General features: G+C 54.9%; 11 protein-coding genes. 8 read left to right on the forward strand and 3 right to left on the reverse strand.

From position 1 onward, the window contains the following. The first annotated feature begins 42 nt into the window (after window positions 1-42). The gene (gene dnaK, locus VHE34_RS13460) at window positions 43-1,956 is read left to right on the forward strand and encodes a molecular chaperone DnaK (protein WP_325588704.1); all 1,914 of its coding nucleotides are present in this window, start codon (window positions 43-45) and stop codon (window positions 1,954-1,956) included. 212 nt (window positions 1,957-2,168) lie between these two features. Continuing rightward, window positions 2,169-2,384, forward strand: a complete 216-nt coding sequence (locus tag VHE34_RS13465) for a hypothetical protein (RefSeq protein WP_325588706.1) — start codon at window positions 2,169-2,171, stop codon at window positions 2,382-2,384. 52 nt (window positions 2,385-2,436) lie between these two features. Here the strand turns inward: VHE34_RS13465 and VHE34_RS13470 are convergent, their stop codons facing one another. Together VHE34_RS13470 and VHE34_RS13475 are read right to left on the reverse strand one after the other, a co-directional pair. Then, window positions 2,437-4,215: a MutS-related protein gene (locus tag VHE34_RS13470; protein ID WP_325588708.1), complete on the reverse strand. Its 1,779-nt coding sequence runs from the start codon at window positions 4,213-4,215 to the stop codon at window positions 2,437-2,439. 9 nt (window positions 4,216-4,224) lie between these two features. Beyond that, window positions 4,225-4,377, reverse strand: coding sequence for a hypothetical protein (locus tag VHE34_RS13475; RefSeq protein ID WP_325588710.1), 153 nt, complete (start codon window positions 4,375-4,377; stop codon window positions 4,225-4,227). A gap of 77 nt (window positions 4,378-4,454) precedes the next feature. Here VHE34_RS13475 and VHE34_RS13480 point away from each other — a divergent pair, with 77 nt between their 5' ends. After that, a complete protein-coding gene (locus VHE34_RS13480; protein ID WP_325588712.1) occupies window positions 4,455-7,166 on the forward strand; it encodes a 4-alpha-glucanotransferase in 2,712 nt (903 codons plus the stop codon). Window positions 7,167-7,262: 96 nt separating this feature from the next. Here VHE34_RS13480 and VHE34_RS13485 read toward each other — a convergent pair whose 3' ends face one another. Continuing rightward, window positions 7,263-7,931, reverse strand: coding sequence for a T9SS type A sorting domain-containing protein (locus VHE34_RS13485; protein WP_325588714.1), 669 nt, complete (start codon window positions 7,929-7,931; stop codon window positions 7,263-7,265). Between the two features lie 205 nt (window positions 7,932-8,136). On the opposite strand from VHE34_RS13485, the gene VHE34_RS13490 reads away from it, so the two are divergent. The 5 genes from VHE34_RS13490 to VHE34_RS13510 all read left to right on the forward strand — a co-directional run bounded on the left by VHE34_RS13490 (window position 8,137) and on the right by VHE34_RS13510 (window position 16,542). Next, window positions 8,137-9,171 carry a dipeptide epimerase gene (locus VHE34_RS13490; protein WP_325588716.1) on the forward strand — a complete coding sequence of 345 codons (1,035 nt, stop codon included), beginning with the start codon at window positions 8,137-8,139 and terminating at the stop codon, window positions 9,169-9,171. A 77-nt stretch (window positions 9,172-9,248) separates the two neighbouring features. Then, window positions 9,249-9,842 carry an RNA polymerase sigma-70 factor gene (locus tag VHE34_RS13495; RefSeq protein ID WP_325588718.1) on the forward strand — a complete coding sequence of 198 codons (594 nt, stop codon included), beginning with the start codon at window positions 9,249-9,251 and terminating at the stop codon, window positions 9,840-9,842. A gap of 65 nt (window positions 9,843-9,907) precedes the next feature. Continuing rightward, the gene (locus tag VHE34_RS13500; protein WP_325588720.1) at window positions 9,908-10,963 is read left to right on the forward strand and encodes a FecR family protein; all 1,056 of its coding nucleotides are present in this window, start codon (window positions 9,908-9,910) and stop codon (window positions 10,961-10,963) included. 149 nt (window positions 10,964-11,112) lie between these two features. Further along, the gene (locus VHE34_RS13505; protein ID WP_325588722.1) at window positions 11,113-14,643 is read left to right on the forward strand and encodes a SusC/RagA family TonB-linked outer membrane protein; all 3,531 of its coding nucleotides are present in this window, start codon (window positions 11,113-11,115) and stop codon (window positions 14,641-14,643) included. A gap of 12 nt (window positions 14,644-14,655) precedes the next feature. Beyond that, window positions 14,656-16,542, forward strand: coding sequence for a RagB/SusD family nutrient uptake outer membrane protein (locus tag VHE34_RS13510; protein ID WP_325588724.1), 1,887 nt, complete (start codon window positions 14,656-14,658; stop codon window positions 16,540-16,542). The last annotated feature ends 4 nt before the right edge of the window (window positions 16,543-16,546 follow it).

The following is a 16,546-nucleotide window of genomic DNA, read 5'->3' on the forward strand; positions in this document are numbered from 1 at the left end:
GGCATAATCATTGACTATCATAGTCAAATTAATATATACTATATGGGAAAAATCATAGGAATTGACCTCGGCACGACGAATAGTTGCGTGGCCGTTATGGAGGGAAATGAGCCCGTAGTGATCGCCAACGATGAAGGCCGTCGTACGACCCCGTCGATCGTGGGTTTCCTGAAGAATGGGGAACGGAAGGTCGGGGATCCTGCGAAGCGCCAGGCCATTACCAATCCGATCAACACCATCATGTCGGTGAAACGGTTCATGGGCCGGCGATATGACGAAGTGACCAACGAGATCACCCATTGGAGCTATAAAGTCGTCAAGGGTGACAATAATACCGTCAGGATCGATATCGACGGCCGGCTGTATACGCCGCAGGAGATATCGGCGATGATCCTGCAGAAGATGAAGAAGACGGCCGAGGATTATCTTGGCCAGGAAGTAACGGAAGCCGTTATCACGGTTCCCGCCTATTTCAATGACGCCCAGCGCCAGGCGACCAAGGAGGCCGGCGAGATCGCCGGTCTGAACGTTCGCCGGATCGTGAACGAGCCTACCGCTGCCGCCCTGGCCTATGGCCTGGACAAGGCCGGTAAGGATGAGAAGATCGCCGTATTCGACCTTGGCGGCGGTACCTTCGATATCTCCATCCTCGAATTGGGCGATGGCGTATTCGAGGTAAAATCCACCAATGGCGACACGCACCTCGGCGGGGATGACTTCGATAAGATCATCATGGACTGGCTGGCCGACGAATTCAAGAAGGAAGAGAACGTCGATCTGCGCAAGGACCCGATGGCGCTTCAACGTCTGAAGGAAGCCGCCGAAAAGGCCAAGATCGAGCTCTCCTCGTCCAGCGAAACGGAAGTGAACCTGCCCTATATCACGGCGGTGGACGGTGTGCCCAAGCACCTCGTGAAGAAGCTGACCCGTGCGAAGTTCGAACAGCTGGCGGATACCCTGTTCGAAAGATGTCTGAAGCCCTGTGAGCAGGCGCTGAAGGACGCCGGCGTATCGGCTTCCCAGATCGACGAAGTGATCCTCGTGGGCGGTTCTACCCGTATCCCCAAGGTACAGGAGATCGTCGAAAAGTTCTTTGGCAAGAAACCGAACAAGGGGGTTAACCCCGATGAAGTAGTTGCGGTTGGAGCTGCCATCCAGGGCGCCGTACTCACCGGTGAGGTGAAGGACGTGCTGCTGCTCGACGTAACCCCGCTTTCGCTCGGTATCGAGACGATGGGCGGTGTAATGACGAGGCTCATCGACAGCAATACGACGATCCCGACCAAGAAGTCCGAAACCTTTTCTACGGCCAGCGATAACCAGCCCGGCGTTCAGATCCATGTGCTGCAGGGCGAACGTCCCATGGCTTCGCAGAACAAGAGCCTGGGTACCTTCAACCTCGACGGTATCCCGCCGGCCCCGCGTGGCGTTCCGCAGATCGAAGTCATCTTCGATATCGATGCCAACGGTATCCTGCATGTAACGGCAAAGGATAAGGGGACCGGTAAGGAACAGAAGATCCGTATCGAAGCCGGTAGCGGTTTGAACAAGGATGAGGTCGAAAGGATGAAGGCGGAAGCCAGGGCCAATGAGGCTACCGACAAGGCAGCCCGTGAAAAGGTCGACAAGGTCAACCAGGCCGACAGCCTGATCTTCCAGACCGAAAAGCAGCTGAAGGAATTTGGCGACAAGCTGCCTGCCGATAAGAAGGCGCCGATCGAATCTGCGCTGAACAAGCTGAAGGATGCGCACAAGTCCCAGGATATTGCCGCCATCGACGCCGCCATGGCGGAGATGAACAACGCCTGGACGGCCGCTTCGGAAGAGATGTACAAGGCTACGCAGCAAGGCGGAGGCCAGCCCGGTGCGGGTGCGGGCCCGGGCAATAGCGGTGGCCAGCAGGCCAATACCGGTGGCGAGAATGTGACCGACGCCGAGTTCGAAGAAGTTAAGTAACTGATGCTCAAGCATAAAAGAAAAAAACAAGCCTAGTGCTTGGTTTTTTCTTTTTTTTTCGTAATTTTGCATCGCAATTGAACAACCAAACGCGCGTCTAAGCGAGTTTGCCATCTCCAGGAGTACTCAGTCGACCGACACTTCTTTCAACGATTCTCAAGTGTTTTTTGTCCCCGTGGTTGTTCTGATTTAAACTATTAAACAGAGCATTTATGAACAGTAATGTAACGCACTCTATTGTGCAAATGGAACCTGCTATCCTTAAACAATGGATGACCGAAGTAAAGGAAACCGTGGCGACCGGTGTCGCAACACGCGATGAGCGCAAGAGCTCTCTATCGCTAAACCTCTGGGCTATGCGGAGAACCGCCCGCTATGCGTCCAATGGGCGCAGGAAGCCCGGGATCATTACCGGACTCGGTTACTAAAGGATATGGTTATGTAGCAAAGCCCGCCCCATAAAGGCGGGCTTTTTTCCTATTAGATAATGTCCATTTTCTTCATCAGGAAGCTCGCATTGCGGTTGCGGGCGATGCCGCGCTGCAATTGGTAGTTGAAGTGCAGCTCGCCATTCTCGATGACGCTTTCGAAGCAGTAGTTCGTGATGCTTCCCGGCTGTTCGAGTGTGCCCAGCGCCAGATCGTGCGTGGCGAAGAGCGCCAGGCAATGGTATTGCAGGAGACGGCGGATGAAATGTTCGCTGCCGAAGGTCTTGTCCTCGGAGTTGGTGCCGCGGAGGATCTCGTCAATGAGCACGAGGGCCTTTGCGCCGGTTTGCAGGCAGTGGATGATGCGTTGGAGCTTTTTGAGCTCGGCCATGAAATAAGAGGTCTGGTCGAGCAGGGAGTCGTCGATGCGCAGAGAGGTGAGAAGCTCCAGCGGCGTGAAGGTGAAGCTCGCCGCACAGACGGGGAGGCCGCATTGCGCCATAAGGCAATTGACCCCCAGGGTGCGGAGAAAAGTGGTCTTGCCGGACATGTTCGAGCCGGTAATAAGAATGAGTTTTTCGTCACGGCCAATGGTACAATCGTTGGCCACTCGCCGTTCGGCGGAGATCAGCGGATGGGCGATTTGTGCGGCTTCGATAAACGACGTGGGAGAGGCTACCGGGGACGGATAGCTGTAACTGGGGTTATTGAAGGCGAAAGTGGCCAGTGAATTGAGCCGCTCGATTGCGGCGATGGCTTCGAGCCAACCGGGAAAGGCGGCATGGGAGGCTGCCTTCCAGCGTTCGAGCCGGAGCACGGCGTGGAGATCGAATAAAAAGAACGTGTTCAGGAGGAGGTTGACCATGCCATTGGTCCGATAGTTGAAAAAGTTGGAGATGCCGGAGAGCCGCTCGAAGGCGACCCTGGCATCGACCGTCCGCGCCCGGAGGTCGGCAAGCACGGCCGAATCCTGCGGATCGACCGCTTCGAACGCGGCCAGGATCCCCGCATATTGATCCAGCAGCGCTTTTTTATCATCGATCTGCTCGTGTTGCCGGATGACATATTTCCCGCAGGCGGCCAGGATCAACCGCGAGATCAAAGCGCCGGCCAGGGCGAAGGTATAATTGTTGCGGGCGATCCAATAGCCAATGGCAAACGTATTGAACGCGATCAGCAGGTAGATGCCGATGAGGCGCAGCGTATGCCTATAAAGAATGGGCGGGGTGGTCAGCCACAAGCGAAAATTGCCGGGATCGATATCCGTTTCCTTGTCGTCATTCAACAGGCCATGTGCGGTGAGCAGCTGGCGAAGCCCGTCCTGGGCAGCGAGGACTCGGATGGCGGCCTGTTCGCGGACGATCGCGGCAGGTTCGGTCAGGGACCTGCACAGCAGGGACGCCAGCGCATTCCGGCCTTTGACCGTGGTGGTGCGGTTGAAGAGATGGAAGAGGGAACCCCGGCCAAAGATGTCCAGGTCGTCGAGATAATTTTCCGAGCTGAGAAATGCCGCGCCGTCGGGAAACCGATTCAGCGTACCGGAGAGCAGCCCTAGCTCATTGGAGTAGACAAAGACCAGCTTCTCCTGCAGACGCCGGTCGTCCTTCCAGCGATAGTAGATGTTGATACAGATGATAAAGGCAGCTATACAGCCGATGGCGCCTGCGAGTAAGATTGGACTGTATTGGTTGGCAAGGAAATAGATACAGGCGATAATCCCGGCAAAAGTCAGCAGCCTCAGGAGAGCCATACCGTTCAATCTCTCCTGGATGCGCCGGATCTCCGCGTTACCCGCATCGATCTTTTGCTGATAATATTGCGTTGTAGGCAAGGGGAGCGACTACATGATGTCCATCGCCTTTACAAAGGAGGTGGCGACAAAAGGCAGGATGAGGGTCAGATACTCGAAGTGAGAGTACCAGGCGAAAATGAAGCCGGCGGTGGAAATGAAAAACAGGAGCCAGTAAGCAGAGGTATTCTTCTTTTGTGCCATGAGATCAAGAATTTACGCAAAAGTAAGCGAAAACGTCCATTGAACCAAAGTCAAAAAATTCGATATCTTCGAGAGTGATGAGACACAATTTGAAGTTGGATTTCTACCTGCGATTTTATACCCATCCCGGCCAGTCGATCCTGCTCGTGGGCAATGTGCCCGAATTAGGCAACGGTCAGCCGGCCGCGGCGACGGAACTAGGCTATGTTAACGGCGAGTTCTGGCATGTAAGCATTGTGTTAACCGGGACGCCTCCCGAACCGATACACTATCATTATATCCTTCGCAATACGGACGGCACGCTCACCGAAGAATGGGGAGATGACCGGTCCATCGATGCCCAGGCGATCACCGCCGCGGAGATCCAGGTGATCGACACCTGGAACTTTGCGGGGGAATTCGAGAACGTCTTCTACACCTCGCCGTTCAGGGAGGTGTTGCTGCCCCGCCATAAGGCGGTACGAAAGGCGAGGCCCAAGGGGACGCCAACCACTATTTTCCGGGTCAAGGCGCCGGCCGTTGATGTCAATGCCAACGAGGTAGTTTGCTTACTGGGCAATTCGACGGGATTGAACGACTGGAATGAGGACCATCCGTTGTTCCTCGCGCCGGGCCAAGACTGGTGGACCCTCGAGCTTCCATTGACACCCGAGTCCTTTCCGCTGGAGTACAAGTACGGCGTCTACGACAAGAAAGAAAAGAAGCTGACCCGGTGGGAAACGGGACCGAACCGCTATGTGCCGGGTGACGCCCGCCCGGACAAAGTGACCATCCTGCACGATGGATTCGTCCATTTGCCCAACACCGGCTGGCACGGCGCAGGGGTGTCGATCCCCGTGTTCAGTCTCCGGAGTAAAGATTCGATGGGGGTGGGGGAGTTCACCGATCTGAAACTGCTGGTTGATTGGGCCGTTAAGTGCGGTTTGAGGCTTATCCAGCTGCTGCCGGTACAGGATACCTCCGCCAACCACAACTGGCTGGATTCTTATCCCTATGCCGCGATCTCGGCCTTTGCCCTGCATCCTATCTACCTCAACCTCGACGACTGTGCCGGGAAAAAGAACCATGGGCTGATCAAGCCGCTGAACAAAAAGAAGAAAGAACTGAATGCGCTGACTGAGCTGGATTACGAGCAGGTCATGAAACTTAAGTTATTAACTGCAAAAGAATTATACGAGTTACAGAAAGAAGAATTCAAGAAAGACCCGGGTTTCCGTGAATTCTTCGACAGGAACAAGGACTGGCTGGTGCCTTATGCCGCCTTCTGCTATCTGCGGGACAAACACGGAACCCCGGATTTTTCCCAATGGACGATTCATAGTCAGTACGATGCGGACGCTATTCTCAAATATGTGTCGCCGGAGAAGCCGCATTACGATTCTATTGCGCTTCAATATTTTATACAATATCATCTCCATCTTCAATTGAGAAACTCCGTTGACTACGCTCATGAACATGGAGTTGTGGTGAAAGGGGATATCCCAATCGGTATCGGCCGGTACAGCTGCGATGCCTGGCAGAACCCCCGGCTTTACCACATGGATTTCCAGGCCGGAGCGCCCCCGGACAATTTTGCGGTGAAGGGGCAGAATTGGGGTTTTCCGACCTATAACTGGGAGGAAATGGCGCAGGACGGCTATTGCTGGTGGCGCCAGCGCTTCAGCCACATGCAAAATTATTTCGACGGGTTCCGGATCGATCACATCCTGGGGTTCTTTCGTATCTGGAGTATCCCGATGGAGGTGGTAGAAGGGATCCTGGGGTATTTCGTAAAGGCCATTCCTGTTCACCGGTCAGAGTTCCAGCAGCGAAATATTGGGTTTGACCACGACCGGTATACGCGGCCCTTTATCAACGAGGCGGTGCTTTGGGAGGCGTTCGGGCCCGATAACGACTTTGTCAAGGCCCATTACCTGGATGCCCAGGGCAACGGTTTTTACACGCTGAAGGAAGGATATGCTACGCAACGGAAGATAGCCGGCATCTTCGAACAGCTGGACGCTACGCCGTTCAATGAGAAGATGCGCAACGGCCTGTATGACCTGGTCTCGAATGTGATCCTGTTGGAGGAGCCGGGCTCGGACGGGCAGCAATACCATTTCCGCATTTCGATGGAGCAGACTTCGTCGTTCCGCTACCTGGAGTGGCATACGCAACAGCAGTTAAAAGATCTTTATGTGAATTATTTCTACCAGCGGCAGGACGATTTCTGGCGGCGCGAGGCCATGCGTAAGCTGCCCGCCCTGAAGCGCGCCACCGATATGCTGGTCTTTGGCGAAGACCTCGGGATGGTCCCGCGGAGCGTGCCCGACGTGATGCGGCAGCTGGGTATCCTCAGCCTCGAGGTACAGCGGATGCCGAAGAATACCAGCCGGCTTTTCGCGCGGCCGGCAGAGGCGCCTTATCTGTCGGTGGTGACTCCTTCTACCCATGATATGAGCACGATTCGCGGCTGGTGGGAAGAGGACCGCGAGCTGACCCAGCGCTTCTTCAACCAGGAACTGGGACAATGGGGCGAGGCTCCGGCCTTCTGCGAACCGTGGATCAATAAGGCGGTCGTGTTGCAACATCTGCATTCCCCCGCGCAATGGGCGATCTTCCAGCTGCAGGACCTGATGGGGATGAGCGAGCATTTCCGGCGGGAGAACCCGCATGACGAGCGGATCAATGTGCCGGCGAACCCGCATCATTACTGGCGGTACCGGATGCATCTGACGCTCGAAGAGCTGCTGGCGGAAAAGACTTTCAATTCGGAGTTGAAGAAGGAGATTGCGGCGGCGGGAAGATAAACTGAGCGGGCTTACAATTGGTGCAGCCGGCTCACCATTGTGACAACCGGCTGCGGGGGTAAGGGGTTCTATTTATTTCTCAGGCTTGTTCTTCTACTACATCATCTTTACGAAAGGCTGTACCAACTGGGCAGAGCCTTCGCGGTTGGTAACCTTCAGGAAATAGTTACCGTTCTTCAGCCCGCTGAGGGTGATGGACTGCTGGTTGGTACCGGCGTACAGCTGCTGCTGACCGGTGTAACAAACCACACCCGCAAGGTTATAGACCTGTACGATTACTTGCTGCGGGGCAGCGGAAGAAACACTATAGTTAAGCGTAGCGGCTGCGGGGTTCGGGTATACCGACATTTTCACGGAAGCATTCTCGTCGATATTATTGCTGAGGGTAACTACTTTGGAATAACGAACCGCACCATCGAGATCGACCTGGCGAAGGCGGTAATAGTTGTTACCGCTCAGCATATGACCATCGGCGAAGCTATAAGTGGTCATATTATTATTGTTGATACCGTCTACAACACTGATGGAATCATAACCGCCCGTTTCACCGGCGCGTTCGATCACAAACCATTTACAGTTGGTCTCGTTCTCCATGACCCAGTTGAGCCGGGCAGTGCTGTTATTCACCTGGCCGTCGAAGCTCAGCAGCAGGGCGGGGGTGACACCATTCTTGTTGGAAGTGGTTTGGGCAACGGCCGAATTGAAACCGGCAAACAAAGCGGCAACGGCGAAGGCAAAGCGGAGGATCGTTGTGGTCTGTTTCATTTTGGGTACGATTGCGTGTTGTACCCTAACTATCGCAAAACGGTGCCAAAACGCAAAAATTTGATATTGAACTATTTGCAAGGGCGCCAAACTGTATATCCTTCCCAGGACGGGAAAAATTTTCTCAATTCTGCAATAATTCGCGTAGAAGCCCGTGTTTGCGCGTATTTTCCGCATATTGTTCTATACTGTACATTTGCCCCCCATGAACTGTACATATTATTCCTATCAACTTCCTTTCCGGCATCCCTTCACCATCTCCAAAGGCACCAAGACCCATCAGCCGACCCTGATCGTGGAGCTCGAACACAAAGGTCTGAAGGGCTATGGGGAAGCCCCCGCCATTACTTACTATCATATCCCCGTGGAAAAGATGATCGCCGACCTGCAGGCCCATCAAACGATGATCGGCCGTTTTGCGTTGACCGATCCGCAACGGTACTGGCACTACCTGCACCATCTGCTGCCGGAGAACCCGTTCCTCGTCTGCGCACTGGATATTGCCGCCTGGGACCTGTATGGGCAGCAGATGGGTAAGCCCCTGTTCGCATTATGGGGACTGGACCCGGCGAAGGGACCGCAGACGGATTTCACGATCGGCATCGATACGGTGGAAAAGATGGTAGCGAAGATGAAGGAGAAGCCCTGGCCTATCTACAAGATAAAGCTCGGGGTACCCGATGACATCGCCATCATGGAAGCCCTGCGGCAGCATACCGATGCGAAGTTCCGGGTGGATGCCAATGCAGGATGGGAAGTGGAGGAGGCGCTCCAAAAAATTCCAAGGCTGGCTGAATTGGGAGTAGAGTTTGTTGAGCAACCTTTAGCAAAAGATAACTGGGAGGGAATGAAAGTGCTTTATGGACAATCGCCGCTGCCGTTATTCGCAGACGAATCTTGCGTGAAGGAAGAGGATGTCGAACGTTGTCACGGGCATTTCCATGGCATCAATATCAAGCTGACCAAATGCAGCGGGCTGACACCGGCGCGGCGGATGATCGACCATGCGCGGAGGCTGGGAATGCAGGTGATGGTGGGCAGCATGAACGAGAGCACGGTGGGCAGCGCGGCGATTGCCCATTTATTGCCGGCGATCGATTTTGTGGACATGGATGGGCCGCTGCTGTTGACGGAAGACGTGGCGACAGGTCTATCATTCGACTATGGTAAAGTTACGATCCCCCGCGGCCCCGGATTAGGTGTCAATTTTACAGGTATAAAGCGTATTAATAACACATAGTGGAAAAAAATACCGTGATGAATGTAGCGTAATCTCACAAAAGGTCACTAACTTACTTGTCAGACTACAACGTGAGGATGCTTGACCATTTGGACCAACTAACTGTTATATCGGGACTGCAAATGCGGATCGCCTTATACGAAGATATGAAGGCGTATAAGCAATTGTACGAGTTGCTTTCCGACGGGCTTTATCGTTTTTCCTACTCCATGGTCCGTTCGGCCGAGGTGGCCGAAGAGATCGTTTCCGACGTCTTTATTAAATTATGGCAGATGCGGGCCCGGTTGTCGGAGATCGACAATCTAAGGGTCTACCTTTATACGATTGCGCGTAATTGTTCGCTGAACTATCTCGAGCGGAATGCGGACAGCCGGGTCATTGGCCTGGAGAATCTCGACAGCGGGGCTTTTGCCGAAGGCGCCAATCCCGCCGATCTCTGTATCTCGGCCGACCTGGCCAACCAGATGCGGCGGATCGTCCAACAGCTACCACCGCAGTGCAGGCTCATTTTCCAGCTGGTGCGGGAAGAAGGCCTCCGCTATAAAGAGGTGGCCGCGATCCTCGACGTCTCGCCCTATACCGTCCGCAATCAATTGGCCATCGCCATACAGAAACTTGGCGAAGCGTCATTACTGAAAGGCATCCTTTTTAAAGGCGTGGCCGAAAAATAATTTTTCCAAACCTTTGGTACATCACACTACAAACCCGTGTCTAAGGGGGTATACGATGCCTGCTTATGCACCCAAGGGAAGATCAATTCTGGCTGTTAGTGAGTCTCCGGTTTTCTGGCGAAGCCACTCCTGAAGAGTCGGCGATGCTCGACCGCCTGCTGGAAGAACGTCCGGAGATGGCCGCCCGGCTGGAAGCGACCAGCGACTGGTGGATCCATGCGGCCCCGCGCAATCCCGGGTTGAAAAAGGGCGCACTGCAGCGGCATCTCCAGCGGCTGAACGAGCGGGAGAAGCTTCCTCCCCGCCGTGGGGGCGGAAGACGGCTCTTCCTTTTTATCGCAGGCGTCGCCGCTTCGCTGGCCGGTTTCTCCTTCTTTATCTATCACTGGACGCCGAAACATCCCACACCGACCGTCGCGCACAACAGCATCAGCACCAAATCCGGTTCCAAATCCAAGATACAATTGCCCGATGGCTCGCAGGTATGGCTCAACTCCGACAGCCGCCTGATCTACAGCGAGACCTTTACCGGGAACGAGCGCGAAGTACAGCTTTGCGGCGAAGCTTATTTCGACGTGGCCAAGGACCCCATTCACCCCTTTGTCATTCATACCAACACCATCGATGTAAGGGTGCTGGGCACCACGCTCAATGTCCGGTCGTATTCCAACGAAAAGAACACGGAAGCCGTGCTGATCCGTGGTTCGGTGGAGGTGATACTGCATAGCGATCCCGAAAAAAAGATCATCCTAAAGCCAAACGATAAGCTGATTGTATCGAATGCGAATCTCGCCTCGACAAAGACCGCGAAAGCAGATGCGGATTCCGGCCGCACGCTGAACCTGGGCAAGGTACATTTCATGGCGCGGGACAGTTCGGCGGTGGAGGTCCTTTGGGTGAAGAACAAGCTGGCCTTCGACAAGGAGACGCTGGAAACGGTTGCGCTGAAGATGGAACGCTGGTTCAACGTAAAAGTGATCATCACCGACGATTCCCTGAAGCAGATGGAATTCAGCGGCGTTTTCGAGGAAGAGGCCTTACCCCAGGTAATGGAGGCCCTGCGACTGACGGGGAATTTCCATTACACGATCCGCCGGCGGGTGGTGACGATACGACCTTGATCGACAAACCAAAACCAATATAGCCATATGCAAAAAAACACCTAAAACATGCCTAAAAAAAGAAGCGGAGAATGATTGCAGCATCCTCCGCCCGAGACAATTCCTGCCGCTGAGCGGACAGGTCATTATCATCATTTCAATCTCAAGATATGAAAAAAACCGGAAGCGGCCCTTCTCCGGAAAGGGTGCGCCTACTCATCAAATACCTGCTGATGACGAAACTTGCCATTTTACTCAGTCTTGCCTTTTCCGTCCAGTCCTTTGCTACGGGATATGGTCAGGGCAATATCAATCTCCGGCTCGAGCGAACCCAACTTAAAAAGGTATTCAAAGCAATTGAGGATCAAGGATTCTTCCGATTTGTATACAAGGATGACATACTTCCCAAAGACAAGAGCGTCACGATTGTGGCCCAGCAGGCCTCCGTCGAGGAAGTGCTGGACAAGATCCTGGAACGGACCGGGCTTTCCTATCACCGGCTCACGGACAACCTGATCGTCATTGTACGGCCGACGGTCAATGTCGGCGGCAAACCGGAAGCAACTCTCGCCGCCGTCCGGGTGACCGGAAGGGTACAAAATGAAAAGGGCGAACCGCTGAAAGACGTGACCGTACAGGAAAAGGGCACCAATAACGGAACCACGACCAAAGAGGATGGCACCTATACGCTGGACGTAACCAATCCCAATGCGACGCTGATATTCAGTTTCGTGGGATACGCTCCGCAGGAGTTTGCCATCAAGGGCAAGACCACCGTCGACGTGCGGCTGCTGGCCGGCGACAATCCCCTGAAGGACGTCGTCGTGGTTGGTTACGCCAGCCAGAAAAAGGTCACCGTGACGGGAGCCGTTGCCCAGGTAAAAGGAAGTGAGCTGGAAAAGACGCCTACCGTCAACCTTTCCAACGCCCTTGTCGGCCGCCTGCCGGGGGTCTATGCCGTTCAATCCAGCGGTGAACCGGGGTATGATGGTTCCACCATCCGCATCCGCGGTACCAACACCCTGGGGAACACCTCGGCGCTGGTCGTTGTCGACGGGGTGCCGGATATTGCCGGGGGCCTCGAGCGGCTTAACCCTGCCGACATCGAAAGCATGTCCGTCCTGAAAGACGCCTCCGCGGCGATCTATGGGGCCAGGGCCGCCAACGGGGTCATCCTGGTGACCACCAAGCACGGGAAGAGCGGAAAGCCGCAGGTAGCCTACACCTTCAATCATGGCTGGGCGCAGCCGGACCGCATCCCAAAAATGGCGACGGCCACGGAGTATGCGGCGATCAATAACGAGACCACCATCTATGACAAAGTAGACCCCTCCGAATGGGCCGCAGCACAGGCGGCATTTGCTTCGACGGGCAAATACACGACGCAGGGCGGAGCAGAAGTAACGGCGCCCTTCCAGCCCGCCGATATCCAGAAATACAAAGATCACTCCGACCCCTGGGGGCACCCGAATACCGACTGGTTCAAGACTACGCTGAAGACCTGGTCGCCGCAGGTACAACATACCCTTCAGATCAATGGCGGCAGCGAGAATATCCGCTACCTGGGTTCGGTCGGTTACGAAGACCAGGACGGCTACTACAAGAATTCCGCAACGGGCTACAAGCAATATGACATGCGGTTGAACGTGGACGCCCGGATCAACAAATGGATCAACACGGGAGTCAATCTGACAGCCCGCGAAGAATTCCGTTTCTTCCCGACACAGTCGGCGGGTTCCATTTTCCGGATGCTGATGCGTGGCCGGCCGACGGATCCGGAGGTATGGCCCAACGGTTTGCCGGGCCCGGACATTGAAAACGGCCAGAACCCGATCGTCATCACCACTAACCAAACCGGGTATGACAAGGACAAAAGAGATTATTTCCAGGTGAATGGAAAGGTAGAGGTCCTGATCCCCTGGGTCAACGGTTTGAAAATAACCGGAACGGCGACCGTCGACAAAGAGAATCGGCTGGAGAGGGTATGGCAGACCCCCTGGTCCCTGTATTTCTGGGATCATGCGACCTACCAGGCGGATGGCAAGACGCCGGTGCTGACCAAGAGCGTAAGGAGCACCTTTACCAGTCCGCAGCTGAGCGAGACCAATTATAACTATCTGAACGTTCTGCTGTCCGGTTTCGTCAACTATGACAAGACCTTTGGCGATCATACCGTTAACCTGATGGCCGCCGTGACCAAGGAAACGGATAAGGAAGACGATTTCAATGCCTACCGGACAAATTTCATTTCCGCCAGTGTCGACCAGCTTTTTGCCGGCGGTACGGCTCAGCAGAACATCGGTGGATCAGCTTATGAACGGGCCAGATTGAGCTATTTCGGGCGCGCTGCCTATAACTACAAAGAGAAGTACCTTGCGGAATTCCTGTGGCGGTATGATGGTTCTTATCTCTTTCCCGCGAAGCACCGTTTCGGGTTCTTCCCCGGCGTACTGGCCGGCTGGCGGATCTCGGAAGAGAATTTCTGGCGATCGATGGTGAAAACGGTTCCCTACCTCAAGTTGCGGGCATCCTGGGGCCAGATGGGGAATGACCAGGTCTACTATGGCAACAAATTGCAGGAGTATCAGTACCTGGCGACCTATGGCTTTAACTCGTACACCATCAATAACGCGGCTGCCACGACCTTGCAGGAAACCGTCGTTCCCAATCCGAACTTCACCTGGGAGGTGGCCAATAACTCGGACGTCGGCCTGGAAGGTTCCGTATGGGATAACAGGATCAATTTCGAATTGGATTATTTCTATAACAAACGGACCCATATTCTCTGGCAGCCGCAGGGTTCGACCCCGGCATCCAGCGGCATCGCCGCCATCCTGCCGCCCGAGAACATCGGCAAGACGGAGAACAAGGGATACGAGTTCACGATCGGTTATACGGGGCGCAGCGGTGACTTCACCTATTCGGTGAGCGTCAACGGCGGCTATGCCAAGAACAAGATCCTGTTCTACGACGAGGCGCCCGGCGCTCCGAAATGGCAGTATGCCACCGGTCATCCCTTTGGCGCCAGCGGCAGCCCCAACAATGGAGCGGCATTCCTGGCCTATCAGTATGACGGAGTCTTCAAGGATCAGAAGGAGATCGACGCCTCTACCATCGACTATACCGGCGTCACTCCAAAGCTCAAGCCCGGCGATATGAAATTCAAGGACGTCAATCACGATGGGAAGATAAACGGCGACGACCAGGTACGGCTGAACAAAACCCAGGACCCGACTTTTACCGGAGGCGTTAACTTCAAGGTAGGTTGGAAGGGCTTCGACCTGTCAGTCCTTTTCCAGGGTGCGACCGGCGGCTTGCTGTGGATCGGCACCGAGTCCGGCGATATTGGCAACTACCTGCAATGGTCCTACGATCATCAGTGGACGATCGACCATCCGAGCAGCACAGACCCCCGGTTGGCCAACCGGAACAACACCTATTTTACATCTGGCGCGCAGTTCAATACCTACTTCCTGAGAAACAGCGATTACCTGCGGCTCAAGAATGTGGAGATAGGATATAATTTCACGCCAAAGCTGTTGCAAAAGGCGTATATCAACAACCTTCGCCTCTATGTCAATGGCCTCAACCTCGTGACCTGGGACAAGATGAAGATCTGGGACCCGGAATCCACTTCAGGCAGCGGTCAGTACTATCCCCAGGCGCGGATCATCAATGCGGGGTTAAGAGTCACCTTCTAAAAAAGAAACAGTATGCAACGAAACATAAAATTATTCATGAGGGCGGTGCCCTTTCTCGCGGCGTTGGTCTTTTTTGCTGCCTGCAGCAAGAAATTCCTGAACACCCAGCCTTTGAACCAGATCTCCGGCCCGGACACCTGGAAGGATGGGGGGCTGGCCAATGCCTTCGTCACCAATATCTACAACGGGCTGTCAAACGGCGGGTTCCAGGAACAGGAGCTGGCCTCCCTGTCCGATGAGGCGGTATTCGTTCACCCCGGCCGGGGCATCAATACCATCAATGAAGGGACGCTGAGTCCTTCCAACCTCGGGTGGATCGACCCGACGTACTACTGGGATAATATGTACGACGAGATCCGGGCCTGCAATGTCGCGCTGGAGAACCTGAGGTCGACCACCATCGCCGATGCATCACTCGTCCAGCGGCTGCAGGGTGAAGCGCATTTCATGCGGGCTTATTTCTATCACCAGCTGGTGCGCTATTACGGCGGTGTTCCGCTGATCGATCACACCTATGGGTTGAACCAGGACTACAGCATTGCCAGGAGCCCCTTCGCCGATTGCGTGAACTTTATCGTCAAGGATTGCGATAGCGCCAATACGCTACTGTCCGGAAAGACCATGGACAGGGGCCGTGCAAGCGCACTGGCAGCGCTGGCCCTGAAGGCCCGAATCCTTTTGTATGCGGCGAGCGATCTTCATGATGCCACCAAGGCAGCATCGTTGGTCAACGGTTTTAAGGAACCCGACCTTTTGGTTTATACCAGCGGTGACCAGGCAACACGCTGGCAGGCAGCAAAAGATGCCGCGCTTGCCGTGCTGAATGCCGGTAAAGGCTATAAACTGGACCTCACTGCTCCGGCTTCGGCCGCCGATGCGCAGAACTACTATACCTCGATCGCCATGGGCGGAGGAAGCAACGCGCCCGGCCTCGACAAGGCCGCTTCCATAGAACTGATCTTCGAACGGGACTTTACCTCCCAACTCTATACCGGCGGTCCCGGTGGAGACGGGACCTCGGTGGGTCTCGACAACGGGCCGAACGGCTATCACAACTGGGCGGGAAATGCGCCGATCCAGCAGCTGGTGGATGATTATGAGATGATGGACGCTACAGGATCGAAATTCGATTGGTCCAACCCCGTCGAGGCGGCTGCCCCTTACAAGAACCGTGACCCTCGTTTCTATGCCACCATCCTTTACGATGGCGCGCCCTGGAAGCCGCGGGACAAGATCACTTCGAATCCCGACCCCGCCAACCAGATCCAAACCGGGGCCTACGAAATCACGTCCGGCGGTACACTGCAGGCCGGTCTCGACACGCGGCAGAGCCCGGTGGAGAATTGGAACGGCACCTGGACGGGTTATTATATGCGCAAGTTCATCGATCCTGACCCGAATGTAGTAGACAACAATACCCGGCAATATATCCCCTGGCCGGCGTTGCGCTATACGGAAGCCGTTCTCAACTATGTCGAAGCGAACATCGAGCTGGGTAACGATGGCGAGGCACAGACCTGGCTGAACAAGATCCGTTTCCGGGCAGGGATGCCGGCCGTTACGGAAACAGGCGATGCCCTGCGGCAGCGTTACCGGAACGAACGCCGTGTGGAGCTCGCCTTCGAGGAACACCGTTATCACGACGCACGCCGGTGGATGATCGCCCCGACCACGCTCGGAAGACAGCTGCGGTTCATCAATGTCGTCGGCAAACTGAAACCTGCGGCCATTGCGCCATCGCCCTACCGGCATGACGAGACCATTTACACCTACACCTATACGCCTTATACGGACAATTCGCTGGAGAACCGAACCTGGATCGACAAGATGTATTTCCGGCCGATCAGTCGCGACGAGGTGAATAAGAACAGTAAATTGATTCAAAATCCTGGATATTAACCAC

The sequence above is a fragment of the Puia sp. genome, assembly GCF_035546395.1.
Taxonomy (GTDB): Bacteria; Bacteroidota; Bacteroidia; order Chitinophagales; family Chitinophagaceae; genus Puia.